The organism is Rahnella rivi (assembly GCF_019049655.1).
Lineage (GTDB): Bacteria > Pseudomonadota > Gammaproteobacteria > Enterobacterales > Enterobacteriaceae > Rahnella > Rahnella rivi.
The window spans coordinates 81,332-100,273 of the sequence record NZ_JAFMOX010000050.1 but is presented as its reverse complement, the minus strand read 5'-3'; the positions used below and the strand labels follow the sequence as shown (position 1 = coordinate 100,273).

Here is an 18,942-nt window from a genome sequence, read left to right as displayed (position 1 = left end):
CGGCTGTGAACCGTATCCGATTGACGCGGGTAGTGGATGCGGATAGATTATCAGCATACGGCTATCAGCCGTACCATGAAAAGAGGTCATTATGTCCAAAGTCGCGACATTCCCTGCAGAGGGTCGAAACATCAAAACCGCCAGAGTTGAATTAAAAACCAGCCCGGATCTCAAAGATATGCTGCGTGAAGCCGCTGCCGCCGCAGGGCTGGATTTAAGTGCATTTATCCTAAATGCAGCCATAGAACGTGCTGAGAGCGTATTGGATAATCAGCGTCGAAGGGAACTGACAACGCAGGGTTGGCAGCAGCTCAATGAGCTTCTCGCTGAACCTGCAGCACCAACGTTGGCACTACAGGCATTAATGCGGAGAAAGAAAGATGGCAAACCTAAAGAATGAACATGATGGCCTTATGGTTTGCAGCTACCAGTCTGATATTTCCTATCCAGGTAACAAGCATTTTGACTGCGGCAATATTGTACTGAATGCATACGTTCGCAATTCACTCAAGAAAAGCGTCAGAGACGGAAACTGCGCAGCAAAAGCACTGATAGATACCCAGACAGGTGAGTTGCTTGGGGTGTGTACGTTTTCTGCATACTCTCTTGAGCGGGCGAAATTGGCCGGAGCCGTTGCGGGATCACTGCCTAATGACATCGGGGTTGTACGGCTTAATATGCTTGGCATCGCCAAAAAAGAACAAAACAAAGGTTACGGGCAGGATTTGCTCTACGAATTCTTCCAGCATATTAAAATTATTCATGAAGCCTTACCGATCAAAGGCGTTTATCTGGATGCCGATCCTGGCGCCGTCAATTTCTACACGCGATTAGGTTTTGCCGAACTTACTGCACCCCCAAATGCCTTTGGCGCAATACCCATGTTTCTGGGAATTCAGCACATCCTCGCAGCGTAATGTTAACGGTAAGGGTATCGGATATCTTTTTTTGACCCTTTTGCCAGAGCCAGCCAGACAGATCACTGTCTTATTAGCGCTGAGTCTTTTAATCTCCTCAGCGCTTTTGCAGTTTTAATTAAAAAATATCAGTGCGGAGCTTCTCATCCTCCACGTACTTATTTTCAGGAATATACAGAAAATGCGATAAATTATTCACAACGATTTAGAACGTATAACCCAAACCTACACGAAAGCGGGTTTGTCTTTCATCACTGTTACTTCGAACTGAAACATTCCCGACTTCAACAAAAGGGGACCATGCGCCAATAATATAAGCGGTTCTGAAATTGTATTCATAATTGTATTTGCTGTTATTATACAGGTCATACTTATCGGCTTTTTTATATATACCCTCCAGCGTCCAGTCAAAGTTATTCCATTTATATCCCGCCCAGACATCCATACGATTTACCGTATCGTCTTCACGGGAGTCGGATGAGCGCCGCGTATACTCGAAACGATATCGGGCACCCAGCCACCATGATTCATTAATCGTCCAGGTTGAGCGTAAATAGGGTTTATAGGTGGAATAGCCGCTGCCTGTTTCCAGTACAAAACCGGGCTGCCAGGCGACAGGGCCACTGTTGAACTGGTAGTTCACCGTATATTCATTGCCCTGTACTTCGAGATCGTTAAACGCTTTGTTCGTGTCATCTCCTCCAGATTTTGAAATGGCTTCAACTGCAAATCCAAAGCCATTACTAAACCGGTTGGAGATATAAACACGATCGTAGTTGGCTTTACTGTCATCAAGATATTCATGACGTACATCCATATAGACGGCATGTGCATTGGTGACAGCCAGAGAGAATGAAAGCAAAAGGTATTTTTTCATGATAAACCCATTTTTAATAATAATTAACTAAGAGGGGTGCTTAAGGCTGAATACGAAGTTATGCTTAATGAAAAGCTGTTTCAATATTTTAAATTGGTTTTTTAATAAAATTGAATATTCATCACAAGTATTCAAATTAGCGGGATTTTTGGATTACATCCAGGCGGTGATAAATATATCGGAAGTGTGAAATAAAAAGGGGTGTTCTTGATTTGGCTGCCACTTGATGAAAATTTTTGTCATTATCATTAAGGCAATGAAACAGGAATGACAAGCGGGAAAACAGACTGGCCTGAAATGAAAATATCAACGAGAAGGCGGCAGAGCTGGCACACCTTCCCGTTAACTCAGCTTACTTAGTGCGCAGTTGTTTAATCCGCGCAATGGGCGGATTGCGTTTCGCCCATGAACCGTGGAAATGTCGCCAGTAAGGTTCCTGCGCGGCAGCCAGCATTTCATAGTCGCCGCGCGTGTCGCCCCAGGCGCGCAGATGGTATGAGGAAAGCGGGCCGTACTCCGCTTCGAGTCGTTCGACCTTCTGGCCGCAGCGGCAGTTGTGGCCGCTGATGCGTCCCGTCAGTACGCCGTCTTTCACTTCTAAATTCGTGCCGATCAGGCGAATGCCCAGACGCTCGGCGAAAGGTTTAAGCACCATCGCCGGTGAAGCCGAGCAAATCGTCACGATGGCGCCTGAATTTACCTGAGTAGCCACCGCAATCAGGCCGGAAGGGCGCATCAGACGCTTCCAGTAACGCTCACAAAATTCTTCTGCCTTCTCTTCCACCCATTTAGCCTCGACGCCGGTCATAAATGTGTGGATCAGCACTTCCTTCAGTTCATCGCGTGTCAGCCTGCGGCCCATGCATTTCAGGGTAGGCAATACCAGGCGTACCAGGCGACGGGCGAAAACGCGTTTACCAAAGGCAAAGCGCAGGAAGGGCACGAAACTGTCGTGCTTTGTCAGCGTGCCGTCAAAATCAAACACAGACAGGGAATCGCCAACATTAATTACATCGCTAACCATCGTTCAATTGCTCCTTCGGTTGTGCCCGCCGGGATCAGGGGGACAACATCAATCATCTCTGGCATTAGTGTAATCGGTTTAGGCCTGTTGATCATTGTTGTCTGCTGCTTTGTTAAGTCGCAGACGAAAAAAAGCCCGCCGGTTTACATCGGCGGGCGGGGTCTTTTTAGTGCTGACCTGAACCTAAAATTTACTTCGCATCAGGCAATGCATAGGCAATCACGTAGTCGCCACGTTCGGCGGACTGACGTGCGCCACCGGCGCTGATGATGATGTATTGTTTACCGGTTTTCGGTGAAACATAGCTCATCGGGCCAGACTGGCTGCCGACTGGCAGACGAGATTTCCAGATCTCTTTACCGTTCGCGGTATCGAACGCACGCAGATAGAAATCCTGCGTACCGGCGAAGAACAGCAGGCCGGATTGCGTTGACAGGCTGGCGCCCAGCGTTGGCATACCCACTTCCATTGGCATGCGCATTTTGATGCCCAGCGGGCCGGTGTCTTTCACCGTACCGACCGGCACCTGCCAGACGATTTTACCGGTTTTCAGGTTAACCGCAGACATGGTACCAAACGGAGGTTTCTGGCAAGGAATGCCCAGCGGAGACAGGAAACGCTCACGCACTGCGCCGAACGGCGTACCGTCCATCGGCACCATACCCATCTCAATACCGCTTGCGCCGGTTGGCACTTTGGCACGCGGAACCATGTAGTTCGCCAGACCCAGACGCATATCATTCACAAACATGATGGCGTTGTTCGGATCAACCGACACGCTGCCCCAGTTCATGCCGCCCAGAGAGCCTGGGAATTGCAGGGAACGATCGAGGCCCGGAGGCGTGTACACACCTTCGTGACGCATGCCTTTAAATTCGATGCGGCACAGCAACTGGTCCATCGGCGTGGCGCCCCACATATCAGACTCTTTCAGCGTCTGGTTGCCGATGTTTGGCATCCCGACAGAGAAAGGCTGTGTTTTGGAGTAGCGTTCGCCAGGGACGTTACCCTGCGGTACTTCGCGGTTTTCGACTTTCGCGACCGGCTCACCGGTTTCGCGGTTCAGCATGAAGATCATGCCTTGTTTGGAGGTCTGCACCAGAACTGGCGTGCTGCCACCTTTGTCGTCCGGCAAGTCATACAGCAACGGCTGAGACGGCAGGTCAAAGTCCCACAGATCATGATGTGTGGTCTGGAAGGTCCAGCGAACTTTACCCGTAGCAACGTCAACCGCGACCACTGAAGAACTGTATTTGTCGTCAAGCGCGGTACGTGTGCCGCCAAAGAAGTCTGGCGTGGCGTTACCGGTTGGCATGTAAATCAGACCCAGTTTCGGATCGTATGACATGGCCGACCAGACGTTCGGTGTGCCACGGGTGTAAGTCTGACCTTCCGGTGGCAGTTTGGTGATGTTCGGATTACCCGGATCCCATGCCCATGCCAGTGCGCCGGTATGAACATCGAATGCACGCACTACGCCCGGAGGCTCGCCGGTGGAGAAGTTATCCGCCACGCGACCACCGACCACCACCACGTTCCCCGCAACCAGCGGAGTTGAGGTTTGCTGGTAGTAACCCGGCTTGACTTCACCCATACCGACTTTCAAATCCACCACGCCGTTGTCACCGAAATCAGCACAAGGCTTACCGGTGTCAGCGTTGATGGCGATCAGACGCGCATCGATGGTTGGCAGGAACAGACGACGTTCGCAGGTGCCGCTGACCGTACCGCCGGTTGCAGCCGGTGAGTGAGGTGCAGAGCTGGCAGAGGGAGTGGCTTCGGCAGCCGTTGAGGTGCTGGCTGTCGCCGTTGACTCCGCGACGGGTTGTGCCGCAGGTGCCGCCGGTGCAGAAGCATTCTCGTAATAACCCAGACCACGACAACGCTGCCAGTTAGGCGCGGTGGAGTTGGAATCGTAAGACCACAGCTTTTTACCGTCGTCGACGTTCAGGGCAATCACTTTGCTGTAGGCGGTACAGACAAACAGTTTGTCGCCAATCTGCAATGGAGTGTTCTGATCTTCCGCGCCGGAGCCATTGCTCTGCGGAATATCGCCGGTGTGGGCAATCCACGCGACCTGAAGTTTGTCTACGTTGGTCTTGTTGATCTGATCCAATGCAGCGAAACGGTCACCGGCAGTCGTGTTACCCCAGCTTTCCCAGTTTTTCTGTTCAGCACCCGGAGCCACCGGTTTTACCGGTGCCTGGTCGTTGTCGGCGCTGATGATTGGCGTCGGGACGAAGGTGTTGGCGAAAGCGGCAATCAACGCAACGGCTACCACACCTGCCAGCGAGAAGCTTGGCCCTTTACGCGCCACCAGCCCCGCGCGTGCTTTCAGCAGCGGGTAGGCCAGTGCCACCAGGAAGGCCAGAACGCCGAAGGTGAACAGGCGGGAGAACAGCGGCCAGAACGTGAAGCCCGCGTCCCAGACTGCCCAGATAACAGAAAGCACAAAGGCCACGGCATAAAGCCACGCACCTGAAGGCTTACCTTTGAAAATCAAAACGGCGGAAACGATGAGCGCCAGACCCATCAGCAGGAAGTAAAGGCTTCCTCCCAATGTGGCCAGATACGCGCCACCGATGCCGAGTGTCAGGCCGATGACCAGCATCAGCGCACTCAGCAGCCAGAGGAGCCAGGTCCACTTGCTATTTGTTGTTGGCATGATTTATCTCACTGCATGGTTTTAGACAACTGTTGATGAAAAGCGGGTAACACGTGGTGAGCACCCGTTATTAAATGAACCAAATAGAACAATTTCGCGCAAATAGTAATACTTCCCATCCGGGTTGTGAATGTGTAACGAAGAGTTTGAAATTAGGTAAATTATTATAGAAGAGATTATTATTTATGCAGGGAAATTTTACGCGTTGATTTTAAAGAATAAAATAAAGTGTGTTATTCATTATTTAAATGTTTATTGAGATTAATATACATTTTTCATCTAACCGATCGCACCAAGTGTCCAATTATTTAGGGTCATAAAACTGAAACAGACTATTTTGAACTCGCTGGTACGAAACGGGCGAACCTGATGGGGCGTTTTACAAATAGCCTTCGATTAACGTCTTCATTTCTTTGGTGATCTGTTCTATCAGACGGCTTTTCGGAATTTGCGGCGGGAATACGGCCAGATAGGCGATGCTGATGTCCGGAGTGAAAGGTTTGATCACCAGATTGCACCGGTGGCTGCGGGCTGTGATGAAATCCACCACGCCGACACCCAGATTATTGCCCGCCATGATGCAGCAATTGTTCAGCGACGTTTCGATAGGATTGTTCATATATAAATCCTGACGGCTCATTACCTGATCCAGCTGTTCCCGCAGCGGCGTTTTACGGCCCGGAATAATGGGGCGGTACAGCGTCAGATCCTTCGCGGTGACCACATCCTGCTTTGCCAGCGGATGGCGCGGCGACATCACGGCGACAGCATTCGCCCGCGCCAGCATCTCCGCTTCCAGCCCTTTGACATCGGGTTTGCCAAAAACAAAGCCGACGTCGTACTGATTGCTGGTGACCACATCCATAATGTGCGTGGTGCTTTCGATATCCAGAAACAGGGAGATATCGTCAATGGTTGCAATGAGCGGCGGCAAAATATGCTCAACGCACAGCGCAGACAACGCCGCCACCGTGCCGATGCGCAGAACGCTGCCTTTGGAATGGCGGATTTCATCGGCAATGCGTGAAATATGTTCAAGGCCGAGATACAAACGCTCCACCTCACGGTACAGCTTAATGGCGTCGTCGCGCGGGATCAGCCCGCGTCCGTCACGATCGAAAAGCTTCAAATCCACCGCATATTCGAAATCACGTATCAGCCTGCTGACCGCCGGCTGGGTAATGTTCATCATGTTTGCTGCTGCCGTAATGCTGCCGGTGAGGATCACTTTGTGAAAAGCTTCTACCTGTCGGGGATTAATTTTCATAATATGTCCTCATGATCCATAACATTTGTTTATGGATGTAACACAAAATACAATTTTCAATTCAGATGTCCACCCCCTAGACTCCGGTTTACGATCTGACACACATTGCCTGAAAATCTAAAATAATTAAGGGTTAAATGAATGAAGAAGTCCGTTCTGGCAGGAGTGCTTTCCTCAGCACTGGCCACGCCTTTTGTATTACACGCCTCTTTTGTACAGGCTACCGATCTTAAAATCGGTCTTGCCGCTTCAACGACGTCAATGGATCCGCAGTTTTACGTGGGGGGTGCGAACAGCGCCATGGCGCGTAACATTTTCGACGGGCTGGTCAATCAGGACGAAAAACAACATATTACGCCTGCGCTGGCGGTCTCGTGGAAAGTCATTAACGACACCACCTGGGAATTTGCCCTGCGTCCCGGTGTGAAATTCCACGACGGCAGCGATTTCACCGCGAAAGACGTGATCGCCAGCATCAAACGTGTGCCGCTGGCTTCGAAAAATAGCCCGAGCGCCTACACGCCTTACGTCAATGACATCGCTGACGTCGTTGAAGTGAACCCGCTAACGGTCAGAATTATCACCAAAGCGCCAACGCCTCTGTTACTCAACAATTTAAGCCGTGTGGCTATTTTACCGGCACGGCTTGAAAACGTTCCGTCACAAACCCTTAACGAAGGGAAAGAGGTGATCGGCACCGGACCTTTCAAATTTGTCAGCTGGACGCCGGATGACAACGTGGTATTGGCGCGTAACGACCAGTATTGGGGCGGAAAAGCGCAGTGGGATAACGTGACCCTGCGTGTGTTTAAAAACCCCAGCGCGCGCGTTGCGGCGATCCGTTCCGGCGACGTCGACGTGATTGAAAGTGTCCCGACGGCAGATGGTGGCAACCTGGCGAAACAGGCCGTTCTGCACATGGAATCCGTCGCGGGTAACCGTATTCTCTATTTACACCCGGATCAGGATCGTGACGATTCGCCGTTCGCCAAAGGCCCGGATGGCAGCAATCCGCTGAAAAAGCGTGAAGTGCGTGAGGCGATGTCGCTGGCGATAAACCGTCAGGCCATCGTGGACAGGATCATGGACGGCCAGGGCGTTCCGGCTTCGCAGCTGGTGCCAAAAGGTTACTTCGGCTACACGCCGTCGATTGGCGCACCGGAATACGATCCGGCCAAAGCCAAACAGTTGCTGGCGCAGGCCGGTTATCCGAACGGCTTTACGCTGACCTTCCATGCGTCGAACGACCGATATCCTAACGATTCGAAAATTGCTCAGGCCCTCGGCCAGATGTTCACCCGCGTTGGCATAAAAACCGACGTGGTGACCATGCCCGGCAGCGTCTATTTCTCACGGGCTTCTAAACGCGATTTCAGCCTGATCATGGGCGGCGCGGCGATTGAAACCGGTGAAGCTTCCGGCGTGCTGGGACCGTTGCTGGAAACCTTCGGGCCGAATGGCGGGCAAGGCAACCGCGGGCGTTATTCGAACCCTGAATTTGATAAAACGCTGGCGCAGGCGCGTTCGACCCTCGACGACGCCAAACGCGAAACACTGTTACAACACGCCACAGAGATAGCGATGAAGGATCAGGGCACCATCCCGCTGCTGTTCCTCTCCTACACCTGGGCGATGAAAACACCTTATACCTACGTTGGCCGTTCCGACGGCTACACGTTGCCGTACTTTGTGCATGAGAAACAGTAAGTAAGCGCAAAGCACATACCGAACCCACGCGGGAATAGAGCGCCATCACCAGGGTTGTTCTTAGAAAAGAGAGAGAAGCTATGACTTCTTTTAGCGGTGTATTTCCCTATCTGGTTTCCCCCGTTACTGACGGTGGCCAGATAGACAAACCGGTGTTAACCGCACTGGTTGAACACCTGATTGCCAGTGGCGTGCAGGGTCTGACGCCGCTGGGCAGTACAGGTGAATTCGCCTATCTCAGTGCAGAACAGCGCACCGCAGTGGTCGAAACGGTTGTCCACGCCGCTCGAGGCCGCGTTCCGGTGATTGCCGGTGTCGCAGCCACCACCATTCAGGACGCCATAGCGCAAACCGCTCGTTATGTCGCTCTGGGTGTCGACGGTATTCTGGCTATTCTTGAAGCCTATTTCCCGGTGCCCGATCAGGGCGTCGAGGACTATTTCCGTGCCATCGCGGCTGCCGCAGGTCAACTGCCGGTCGTGCTGTACACCAATCCACAGTTTCAGCGCGCCGACCTCAGCCTGCCGGTCATTGAGCGCCTGAGTCACGTGGAGAATATCAACTATATTAAAGATGCCTCGACCAATACCGGCCGGTTGCTGTCGATCATCGAACGCACGCAGGGGCGGATGCAGGTGTTTGCTGCGTCGGCACACATCCCGGTGTGCGTGATGATGATTGGTGGCGTCGGCTGGATGGCCGGTCCGGCCTGCATCGTACCGAAGCAAAGCCTGGCGCTGTACGAAGCGGCAAAGCAGGGCGACTGGGCGCAGGCCATGGCGTTACAGCGCCCTTTGTGGCGCATCAATGAAATCTTCGCCAAATACTCCATCGCCGGATGCATCAAGGCGGCGTTGCAGTTGCAGGGGTTCGCCGTGGGCGATCCGCTGCCGCCACAGGTTCCGCTTGATGCCGCTGCGCGTCAGGAAATCGCTGAAGTCTTACGTTCCGTAGGTGCCCTGTGAAAACGCTGCCTGTCATTATTGATTGCGATCCTGGTATCGACGACGCCATTGCGCTGCTCAGCGCGTTTGTCGCGCCACAGCTGAATATTCTCGGCATCTGCACCGTGTGCGGTAATCAGCCTTTAGCCAATACATTGCGTAATGCGCTGCAAATCACCGAACTCGGTCAGCGTACCGACATCCCGGTGTTTGCCGGTTGCCATGAGCCGATGTTCCGTGAGCCGATCCACGGCCAGTTCCATGGCGAAAACGGTCTGGGCAACACCGCGTTTCCCGCGCCGCAAAAAACGCCCGAAAAACTGCACGCCGTTAACTTCCTGATAAACCGTTGCCAGCAGGCGATCGACGATAATCAGCCGCTGACGCTGTGCGTGCTGGGGCCGCTGACCAATCTGGCAACGGCGCTGCGCATGAAACCCGACATTGCTGCCGGTATTGGCCGGGTGGTGCTGATGGGCGGCGCGTACCGGGAAGCCGGTAACCGCACCATGACGTCTGAATTCAACATGCTGGCCGATCCCCATGCCGCGCACATCGTGTTTTCCAGCGATCTTCGCATCACGGTGCTGCCGCTCGATGCCACCCATCAGGTGATCCTTACGCCGGAACATGTGGCGAAATTTATCAAAATCTCAGGGCGGATTTCCGCGCCGCTGGGTGAGCTGATGGCGTTCTGGGATCGCAATGACGTACGCCGTTACGGCTCGCGTGGCGGGCCACTGCACGATCCGCTGGTGATCGCTTACGTGCTGGCGCCGGAGTTATTTGGCACCGAGAAAGCGCGGGTGTTTGTTGAGTACGACAGCGAACTTTGTCTGGGGCAAACCGTGGCCGACTGGTACGGCAAATCCGGACAGACTGCCAATGTCGATATCGTCACGCGTGTGGACACTGCAAAAGTCTTCACCCTGTTTTATGAACTGTTATCACGCTATGCCGGGAACTGATCTTATGAGCCAGCGCATCATTATTGATACCGATCCCGGCGTGGATGACGCCATTGCATTGTGGCTGGCACTGGCGTCACCGGAGCTGGACGTGCTGGGCATCACCGTGGTGGCGGGCAACGTGGCGCTGAAAGACACCGTGCGCAACGCCTGTAAAATCGTCGCGCTGTCGGGTAAAACCGACACGCCGGTCTTTGCCGGTGCGCCCGGTCCGCTGGTGCGCGAGCAGGTTTATGGTAAATACGCGCATATCGGTGCCTTCAGCGACGAGCTGGTGCCGGACAGCGAACTGCAACCGCAGAAAGAACACGCGGTGGATTTTCTGGTGCGCACCCTCAGACAGGCGGCGCAGGATAACGACCCTGTCACGGTATGCGCCATCGGGCCGATGACCAATCTGGCGCTGGCGCTGGGAATGCATCCGGACGTGGCGCGTGGCATCAGGCACATCGTCACCATGAGTTGTGCCTTTACGGCATTGGGGCACCGCGTGCCCTGGGCCGAATTCAATGTGTACGCCGATCCCCACGCGGCGGAAAAAGTGTTTAACAGCGGCGTTCCGCTGGTGATCATGCCGCTGGATATGACCTTTCAGGCGCTGATCGGTGCGGATGACATCGAGGCAATTCGTCAGGACGGCGGTCTGCCGGGAGCCTCTGTCGCCGCGCTGCTGGGCGCCTTTGATCGCAGCGATCTCAGCCGTTTTGGTCGCGAAGGCGGCCCGGTGCATGATGCGACCACCATCGCCTGGCTGCTGCAACCGGGGCTATTCTCCGGCCAGAATGCCCGCGTCGGCGTGGCGGTGTCCGGCAAGACCGCCGGTTACACCTACGCCGATTTCTGGCACAAACTGGCGACGCCGCCGAACGCAATGGTGATGCAGAACGTCGATGAATACGGCTTCTTCAGCCTGCTGCGGCGCGTCTTTTCCCGCTACGGCGCGCAGCAAGACGACGCGCGCGCATGAGCCGCTACCTGCTGGGACGTTTCGGACAAACGCTGCTGACGCTGTTCGTGATGTCGCTGCTGGTATTTGGTGGCGTGTATCTGGTGGGCAATCCGGTGGATCTGTTGCTCAGCACCAGTGCGACGCCGGCCGAACGCCTTGACGTGATCCAGTCTTTCGGCCTGGATAAACCGGTGTGGGAACAATACGGCCTGTTCGTGGTGAACGCCCTGCACGGCGATATGGGCAACTCCTTTATTTACAACCAGCCCGCGTTACACCTGATTTTCCAGCGCATGCCCGCCACCCTTGAACTGGCGCTGGTGGCCTTCGTGCTGGCGCTGGTGATCGGCATTCCGCTTGGCGTCTATGCCGGTTTACGCCCCGAGGGCTGGCTGTCGAAAACCATCATGACCGTCTCCATTTTTGGCTTCAGCCTGCCGACGTTTTGGATCGGGCTGATGATGATCATGCTGTTCAGTGTCAAACTCGGGGTGCTGCCTGCCTCCGGGCGTGGCGAAACGGTGGACGTTTTCGGCGTCCCCGTCAGTCTTTTCACCGCCGACGGACTGACGCATCTGATCCTTCCGGCCTTCAATCTGGCGCTGTTTAAAATCTCGCTGATTATCCGGCTGACCCGCGCTGGTGTGCTCGAATGCCTGCAACAAGATTTCATCCGGTTTGCCCGCGCCAAAGGGTTATCTGAAAGCCGCATCGTGCTGGTTCACGTTCTGAAAAATACCCTGATCCCGCTGATTACCGTGATCGGCCTTGAGCTCGGTTCGCTTATCGCCTTTGCGGTCGTCACCGAAACCATTTACGCCTGGCCGGGCATGGGCAAGCTGATCATTGATTCCATCGCCGTGCTGGATCGCCCGGTGATCCTGGCGTATCTGATGATTACCGTGGTGATGTTCAGCCTGATCAATCTGCTGGTCGACGTGCTGTATGTGCTGGTCGATCCGCGCGTGCGGCTGGGAGGAGAGGCGTGATGCCACCGGATTCCGTTCACTCCCGCATTGCCGCCGCGCAGACACCGCACACGGCGTTTTACAACACGCTCACCGCGCTGCTGCGTAACAAATTCTCGCTGTGCGGCCTGATTATTCTGGGCATCGCGGTGCTGCTCTCTGTGCTGGCACCCTGGATTTCCCCGCAAAATCCGTACGATTTATCGCAGCTCGACATCATGGATGGCCGCCTTAAGCCGGGTTCGGCCAGCCTGAGTGGCCTGGTTTACTGGCTGGGCACCGACGATCAGGGCCGTGATTTATTCAGCGCCATTCTTTACGGCATGCGCACCAGCCTGCTGGTGGGCGTATGCAGCGCGGTGATTGCGCTGACCATTGGCGCAATCCTCGGCATGACCAGCGCCTGGGCGGGCGGCAAAACAGACGCGCTGATCATGCGTATCGTGGATATCCAGCTGAGTTTTCCGCCGATCCTGATCGCGCTTATCCTGCTGGCCGTGCTCGGGCAGGGCGTGGATAAAATCATCCTGGCGCTGGTGGTCACGCAGTGGGCGTACTACGCCCGCACGGTGCGCGGTTCGGCGCTGCTTGAACGCCGCCGCAGCTACGTGGACGCCGCGCGCAGCATGGCGTTGTCAACTCCGCGCATTCTTCTGCGCCACATTTTCCCCAACTGTCTGCCGCCGCTGATTGTGGTCGCCACCATGCGTATCGCCTACGCCATCATGCTCGAGGCCACGCTGTCGTTTCTCGGCATCGGGTTGCCGGTGACCGAACCGTCGCTGGGGTTACTGATCGCCAACGGTTTCGATTACCTGATGTCCGGCGACTACTGGATAAGCGTCTTTCCCGGCGTCACATTGCTGGTGCTGATTGTCGCTATCAACTTAGTCGGTGACGCGCTGCGTGACATCCTCAACCCCAGGAATAAGGATTGATGATGCGCGATCCGGTGTTACAGGTCGAAAAGCTCAATACCGCCTTTTCTGTGGAGGGCGAATGGCTGAATGTGGTGCGTGACCTGTCGTTCACGCTTGGCGCAAAAGAAACGCTGGCGCTGGTGGGCGAATCCGGCTCCGGTAAAAGCGTCACCGCCATGTCGATCATGCAACTGCTGGACCCGAGGCATACCCGCTATTCGGGCAGCGTCCTGTTCGACGGCCAGGATTTACTGACCCTGAACCCGCGGCAGATGCAGAGCATTCGCGGCAACCGTATCGGCATGATCTTTCAGGAGCCGATGACCAGTCTGAATCCGGTGCTCAAAATTGGTGTGCAAATCACCGAAGTGCTGAAACGCCACCGTGGGATGGACGACGCCACCGCCCGCGCCGAGGCGGTTCGCCTGCTGGAAAAAGTTCGTATTCCCGCCGCCGCGTCGCGGCTGAATGAATATCCGCTGAGTTTTTCCGGCGGTATGCGCCAGCGTGTGGTGATCGCCATTGCGCTGGCGTGTAATCCACGTTTACTGATTGCGGATGAACCGACCACCGCGCTGGACGTCACTATTCAGGCGCAGATCCTCGCGCTCATCAAATCTTTGCAGGAAGAAGAGGGGATGTCGGTGCTGTTCATCACCCACGATATGGGCGTGGTGGCCGAAGTGGCCGACCGCACGCTGGTGATGCACCGGGGCGAATCCGTTGAGCAGGCGACCACGCGGGAGATTTTTCACCGTCCGCGCCATGCCTATACCCAGGCGCTGCTGGCAGCGGTGCCGCGCCTCGGCGCGATGACCGGCATTGCCCTGCCGCAGCGTTTTCCGCTGCGCGACCTGCACACCGGCGAACCGCAGCCGGTAGCAGATTCCGTCAATACGCTGCGTGCCGGCCAGCCGGTGCTCGAGGTCAAAAACCTCGTGACGCGCTTTGATGTGAAATCCGGTTTTTTGCGCCGGGTTTCCTCGCGCGTTCATGCGGTTGAAGATCTCTCTTTCAGCCTGCAACCGGGCGAAACCCTGTCGCTGGTGGGGGAATCCGGCTGCGGCAAATCCACCACCGGGCGCACGATTTTACGACTGACCGAAGCGACGTCCGGGGAGGTGCTGATCTCCGGGCAGGATATCCGCCGCGCCGATCGCAGCCAGCTTGCGGATATCCGCACTCAGGCGCAGATGATTTTTCAGGATCCTTACGAAAGCCTGAATCCGCGGATGCGTATCGGCCAGGCCATTGCCGAACCGATGGTCAGCCTCGGGCTGCACGATAATGCCGGTGCGAAAATCCGCGTGGCGCAGTTGCTGGAGCAGGTCGGCCTGCAAAGCAGCATGGCGACGCGATTCCCGCATCAGTTTTCCGGCGGCCAGCGTCAGCGGATCTGCATCGCCCGCGCGCTGGCGCTGGAACCTAAACTCATTATTGCTGACGAAGCCGTTTCTGCGCTGGACGTGTCCGTCAAAGCGCAGGTGATTAATCTGATGCTTGATCTCCAGCAGCAGCTCGGGCTGGCGTATCTGTTTATTTCCCACGATATGGCGGTGGTAGAACGCATCAGCCACCGTGTCGCCGTGATGTATCTGGGCGAAATCGTGGAAATCGGCTCCCGCGCCGATATTTTCGACAATCCGCAACATCCTTACACCCGCAAATTGCTGGCCGCCGTGCCGGTTCCAGATCCCACCGTTCACCGCAAACGCACTGTGATCCCGGATGAACTCGCCAGCCCGTTACGCCCGGCCACGTATCAGCCGCTTGCCCGCCATTATCGCGAAGTCAGCAACGGCCATTTCGTCCAAATTTCCTGATTTTCTCGCCCGTCTTTTCGCTCAACGCTTTAGCGTACCAACTTAGTTACAACATACTTATATGTGGAGGGATTTCCTGATCGGGGGATCTGTATGTGCCCTGCAAATGTGTCACCTCCGATCCCTCTGTAAGCCGCATGGCAGGCGGGGACTGGCTTAGTGTATTTCGCTATGGGTTATAACTTTTCGATCCTGAGCAAAAATCTTGACCGCGTGACGGTGATCACGTTTTATGGCAGCCGAACACCCGTTAATTCACCTGCTAAGGATAATAATAATGACTGAGTGCGCATCGCTGGACACCCGGCCACAGACTTCTGCTTTCCGCCGATGGCTGGCGGTATTTTCTCTCGCCTGCGGCACATTCGTGCTGGTTAACACAGAATTTCTGCCGATCGGCCTGCTTTCGCCGATCGCCCGTTCGCTGGGCGTGACCGAAGGCCATGCCGGGCTGGCGGTAATGTTGCCGGGGCTGGTTGCGGCGATTTCTGCTCCGCTGATTATGCTGTTTGCCAAACGTATGGATCGTCGCAGACTCCTGCTTCTGCTCTCTGCCACGGTGATCCTCGCCAACGGCATTGCGGTGATGGCGGACTCGTTTAACGTTTTGCTGATCGGACGCATTATTCTCGGCGTCGGTGTCGGGGGATTCTGGTCTTTTGCCATCCCCTCCGGGCGGCGTCTGGTGCCGGAAGAGCAGGGCGCGCGGGCGATTTCGCTGATCACCGCTGGCGTGGCGGTCGGTACGGTGGCCGGCGTGCCCGCCGGCGCCTTTATCGGCGATGTGTTCGGCTGGAGAATGGCGTTCACGCTTAACGCGGTCATGGCGCTGATGATTTTTGTCCTGCAATGGATAGCGCTGCCGTCCCTTCCGGCGCAGCAGTCGATTGGGCTGCGCGCCATGCTGGGCGTGACCAAAGTGCCGGGTATCCGCTACGCGCTGATTATCGGCGTCTTTATGGCGGGCGGGCATTTCGCGGCCTATACCTATCTTGAACCCTGGCTGCGTTTTGATTTGCACCTCTCCGCCAGCAGTATTTCTCTCTTGCTGATGGGATACGGTATTGCGGGGCTTATCGGTACGCTGGCGTCGGAATTCACCGTGCGGGAATTCGGTGTGAAACGGGCGTTTATGCTCAACATGTTGTTACTCAGCCTGTCGGTGCTGGTGCTGTCAACATTTCATCTTCCGCTGGTGCTGGCCAGTGCGCTGGTGATCCTCTGGGGCCTGGCGTTCGGGGCATTGCCGGTATGTCTGAATATCTGGACGTATCAGGCATCGCCCGCGCTGTTTGAAACCGGGTCAGCACTGCTGGTTTGTGTGTTCCAGACATCGCTGGCGCTGGGGGCACTGTTTGGCGGCGTACTGGCGGATAACGCCGGTGTCAGCAGCGCATTCCTGCTCGGTGGAGTGCTGACCTTGCTGGCGGCGATCACCATTTATCTGTCACGTCCGCAGCCGGTAAACGTGCAGGGTGGGAAGAGATAATCGCGTCAGTCATCAGGAAATCTCTCCACATAAGCACTTTCCCCTTATTCCCCACGCCCTCTGCGGTGGGGAAATTTGATATAAAATAGACAATTGGCAATTTTAATGATTTATTATTCGCCACAATTGCAGTCGCCTGCTACTTTTTTATAATCGGAGTGAAAGGACAGGAGGATGTTAAATGAAAGTGCTGAAAAACGAGACGGACTATATTACATGGATGTTCGACAACTACTTTCAGCTGTCAAAGGCAACGGTATCCCCGTTAATGAGTGATGGTGAGATTAAAGAGGTACTGACCGAATTGCACCCAGAGTCTTTCCCGTGTATTGGGTATTTAACTTTTTCTTCAACAGGTTGTAATTGCGAGGTAAATTATATTTCCCGTGACATGGTTTCCGAGTGGGCTGTGGAACTGGACATACATTAATCTGGCGAATGTTATAATTTGGCACGAATGTTAAAAGGGCCTGGATAGATCCACCGGCCCTTTTTTCTATTTGTTCTCCCCTGTCCCGAAGGCGAATTCTTCATCTGTTTTCATACACAGACCTGCCACCACAAACATAAAGTCGAATAAGAATATTCTTTAAATAAACCCTTTGTTCCCAATCTGTGTCTATTTCGGATCATGAATCCTGTGATCATATGATCCCAGGATTGCATTTAAATAAGATTTTTTGTTACTGAGTAATAAACCATCAGTGCCTGAGAAGGGCGGCATCGTTGCGGGATGAGCATCAGCGTCTATACTTAAGGTGAATGTTAAAAAAACCGGAGGAATACATGACCATTCATAAGAAAGGACAGGCGCATTGGGAAGGCGACATCAAACACGGAAAAGGTTATATCTCTTCTGAAAGCGGTGCTCTGAAAGACCAGCCTTACGGATTCAATACCCGCTTCGAGGGTAAACCGGGGACTAACCCGGAAGAATTGCTCGGCGCGGCACATTCCGCCTGTTTCTCAATGGCGCTGTCATTGATGCTCGGCGAAGCAGGGCATGTCCCTGAAAGCATTGATACCGTGGCAGATGTTTCTCTTGATAAAGTCGATGGCGGCTTCGCCATTACTAAGATCGCGCTCGACAGCACGGTCAAACTGCCCGGCATTGATAAAGACAAATTCGACGAAATTATCAAAGCGGCGAAAGCCGGTTGCCCGGTTTCCAAAGTGCTTAACGCGGAAATCACTCTGACGTACAAGCTGGAAAATTGATCGTCAAATTCTGATTCTTTTTCTCAGAACAATGAGCCATGCAAATTTTGCATGGCTTTTGTGTTTCTGATCCCAAATCTGTCATCCTTCTGTCCTGCCATTTGACAAAAAATCCCTGCCTGCCTTAACTCAATCATTCCCTTAAAACGAATGGTGCCTGATGCTGTTCGGTTTTTTAATGAGATGTTGAGGTGCCCCATGCTGACGTTACGCCAGATCCGCCATTTTATTGCCGTTGCTGAAACCGGTTCGATTTCCGCTGCGGCGCAGGCCTCCTTTGTGTCTCAGTCATCGCTGACGCAGGCCATTCAGCAGCTTGAGGTGGAAACCGAAGCGCGGCTGTTCGACCGCCATGCGAAAGGCATGACGCTGACCCATCAGGGGCATCAGTTTTTACGCCAGTCTTATCTGATCCTCGCCACTGTCGATAACGCCAAACGCAGCCTGCAAATGGGGACAGAAAGCGTCACTGGTCAGATCACGCTTGGCGTGACCAGCCTGGTGGCCGGTTATTTTCTGGTGGATTTGCTCAAGCAATTCAATGCGTATTACCCGAATGTAGAGGTCAAAGTGGTGGAGGATGAGCGTCAGTACATCGAACATCTGCTGGTGAGCGGTGAAATCGATATCGGCGTGCTGATCCTCTCCAATCTGGAAGATCGCGATGCGCTGCAAACCGAAGTGCTGACCCATTCCTCCTACCGCCTGTGGCTGCCGCCGCTGCATCCGTTGCTGGAGCGCGAAAGTATTTCGCTGGCGGATATCGCGAATGAACCGCTGATCCAGCTCAACGTCGATGAAATGGAGAAACATGCGCAGCGGCTGTGGGCACGGGCGGGGCTGAAACCCAATATCGCGATGAAAACCGCCTCCACCGAGGCGGTACGCAGCCTGGTTGCGGCCGGTCTGGGCGTTTCGGTTCAGCCGGACATGGCCTACCGTGCCTGGTCGCTGGAAGGCAATATGATCGAAGCCAGCAAACTGGAGGATTCCATCGAACCGCTGGATATCGGGCTGGCGTGGCGGCGCGGCAGCGCGAGGCCGGAGCTGGTTACGCCGTTCCTGACCATTGCACGTGAAAACAGCGCCAAGCGCAGACCCTGACAAGGAGCATTCGGTTTAACCGAACGCAGACTTCAATAATTGCTATTTGTTGCCCTCAGAGAAATTACCTACTGTGAATTAGCAGGTTTGTTACTAACTAAT

At 54.5% G+C, this 18,942-nt stretch carries 17 protein-coding genes; 13 read left to right on the top strand and 4 right to left on the bottom strand.

Features of this window, described 5'->3' with window-relative positions:
• The first annotated feature begins 88 nt into the window (after window positions 1-88).
• Both J1779_RS06115 and J1779_RS06110 read left to right on the top strand, forming a co-directional pair.
• On the top strand, window positions 89-400 hold the full coding sequence (locus tag J1779_RS06115; RefSeq protein ID WP_390976463.1) for a type II toxin-antitoxin system TacA family antitoxin: 312 nt from the start codon (window positions 89-91) through the stop codon (window positions 398-400).
• A complete protein-coding gene (locus J1779_RS06110) occupies window positions 381-917 on the top strand; it encodes a GNAT family N-acetyltransferase (RefSeq protein WP_056779897.1) in 537 nt (178 codons plus the stop codon). The genes J1779_RS06115 and J1779_RS06110 overlap by 20 nt, the downstream gene beginning before the upstream one ends.
• Before the next feature lie 205 nt (window positions 918-1,122).
• Here J1779_RS06110 and J1779_RS06105 read toward each other — a convergent pair whose 3' ends face one another.
• The 4 genes from J1779_RS06105 to J1779_RS06090 all read right to left on the bottom strand — a co-directional run bounded on the left by J1779_RS06105 (window position 1,123) and on the right by J1779_RS06090 (window position 6,750).
• Window positions 1,123-1,794 carry an oligogalacturonate-specific porin KdgM family protein gene (locus tag J1779_RS06105; protein WP_217203136.1) on the bottom strand — a complete coding sequence of 224 codons (672 nt, stop codon included), beginning with the start codon at window positions 1,792-1,794 and terminating at the stop codon, window positions 1,123-1,125.
• Between the two features lie 352 nt (window positions 1,795-2,146).
• Window positions 2,147-2,818: an HAD family hydrolase gene (locus tag J1779_RS06100; protein ID WP_217203135.1), complete on the bottom strand. Its 672-nt coding sequence runs from the start codon at window positions 2,816-2,818 to the stop codon at window positions 2,147-2,149.
• A 190-nt stretch (window positions 2,819-3,008) separates the two neighbouring features.
• Entirely contained in the window at window positions 3,009-5,483 is a 2,475-nt protein-coding gene (locus tag J1779_RS06095) for a membrane-bound PQQ-dependent dehydrogenase, glucose/quinate/shikimate family (RefSeq protein ID WP_056779906.1), read from the bottom strand.
• Window positions 5,484-5,862: 379 nt separating this feature from the next.
• On the bottom strand, window positions 5,863-6,750 hold the full coding sequence (locus tag J1779_RS06090) for a LysR family transcriptional regulator (protein ID WP_217203133.1): 888 nt from the start codon (window positions 6,748-6,750) through the stop codon (window positions 5,863-5,865).
• Window positions 6,751-6,891: 141 nt separating this feature from the next.
• Between J1779_RS06090 and J1779_RS06085 the strand changes: the two genes are divergently transcribed.
• The 11 genes from J1779_RS06085 (at window position 6,892) to J1779_RS06035 (ending at window position 18,840) form a co-directional block, all read left to right on the top strand.
• Entirely contained in the window at window positions 6,892-8,457 is a 1,566-nt protein-coding gene (locus J1779_RS06085) for an ABC transporter substrate-binding protein (RefSeq protein ID WP_238485077.1), read from the top strand.
• Between the two features lie 80 nt (window positions 8,458-8,537).
• Entirely contained in the window at window positions 8,538-9,422 is an 885-nt protein-coding gene (locus J1779_RS06080) for a dihydrodipicolinate synthase family protein (RefSeq protein ID WP_056779914.1), read from the top strand.
• Window positions 9,419-10,369, top strand: a complete 951-nt coding sequence (locus J1779_RS06075; RefSeq protein ID WP_122096799.1) for a nucleoside hydrolase — start codon at window positions 9,419-9,421, stop codon at window positions 10,367-10,369. Before J1779_RS06080 ends, J1779_RS06075 begins: the two co-directional genes overlap by 4 nt.
• 4 nt (window positions 10,370-10,373) lie before the next feature.
• Window positions 10,374-11,336: a nucleoside hydrolase gene (locus tag J1779_RS06070; RefSeq protein WP_136375032.1), complete on the top strand. Its 963-nt coding sequence runs from the start codon at window positions 10,374-10,376 to the stop codon at window positions 11,334-11,336.
• A complete protein-coding gene (locus tag J1779_RS06065) occupies window positions 11,333-12,307 on the top strand; it encodes an ABC transporter permease (protein ID WP_217203131.1) in 975 nt (324 codons plus the stop codon). The genes J1779_RS06070 and J1779_RS06065 overlap by 4 nt, the downstream gene beginning before the upstream one ends.
• Window positions 12,307-13,224, top strand: a complete 918-nt coding sequence (locus J1779_RS06060; protein WP_217203129.1) for an ABC transporter permease — start codon at window positions 12,307-12,309, stop codon at window positions 13,222-13,224. The genes J1779_RS06065 and J1779_RS06060 overlap by 1 nt, the downstream gene beginning before the upstream one ends.
• 2 nt (window positions 13,225-13,226) lie before the next feature.
• Window positions 13,227-15,029, top strand: coding sequence for an ABC transporter ATP-binding protein (locus J1779_RS06055; protein WP_217203160.1), 1,803 nt, complete (start codon window positions 13,227-13,229; stop codon window positions 15,027-15,029).
• Between the two features lie 277 nt (window positions 15,030-15,306).
• A complete protein-coding gene (locus tag J1779_RS06050) occupies window positions 15,307-16,518 on the top strand; it encodes an MFS transporter (protein ID WP_217203128.1) in 1,212 nt (403 codons plus the stop codon).
• Between the two features lie 181 nt (window positions 16,519-16,699).
• Entirely contained in the window at window positions 16,700-16,948 is a 249-nt protein-coding gene (locus J1779_RS06045; RefSeq protein ID WP_056779932.1) for a hypothetical protein, read from the top strand.
• 356 nt (window positions 16,949-17,304) lie between these two features.
• Window positions 17,305-17,736, top strand: a complete 432-nt coding sequence (locus J1779_RS06040; RefSeq protein ID WP_122096795.1) for an OsmC family protein — start codon at window positions 17,305-17,307, stop codon at window positions 17,734-17,736.
• A 198-nt stretch (window positions 17,737-17,934) separates the two neighbouring features.
• Window positions 17,935-18,840, top strand: a complete 906-nt coding sequence (locus J1779_RS06035; protein WP_056779938.1) for a LysR substrate-binding domain-containing protein — start codon at window positions 17,935-17,937, stop codon at window positions 18,838-18,840.
• Window positions 18,841-18,942: the final 102 nt, after the last annotated feature.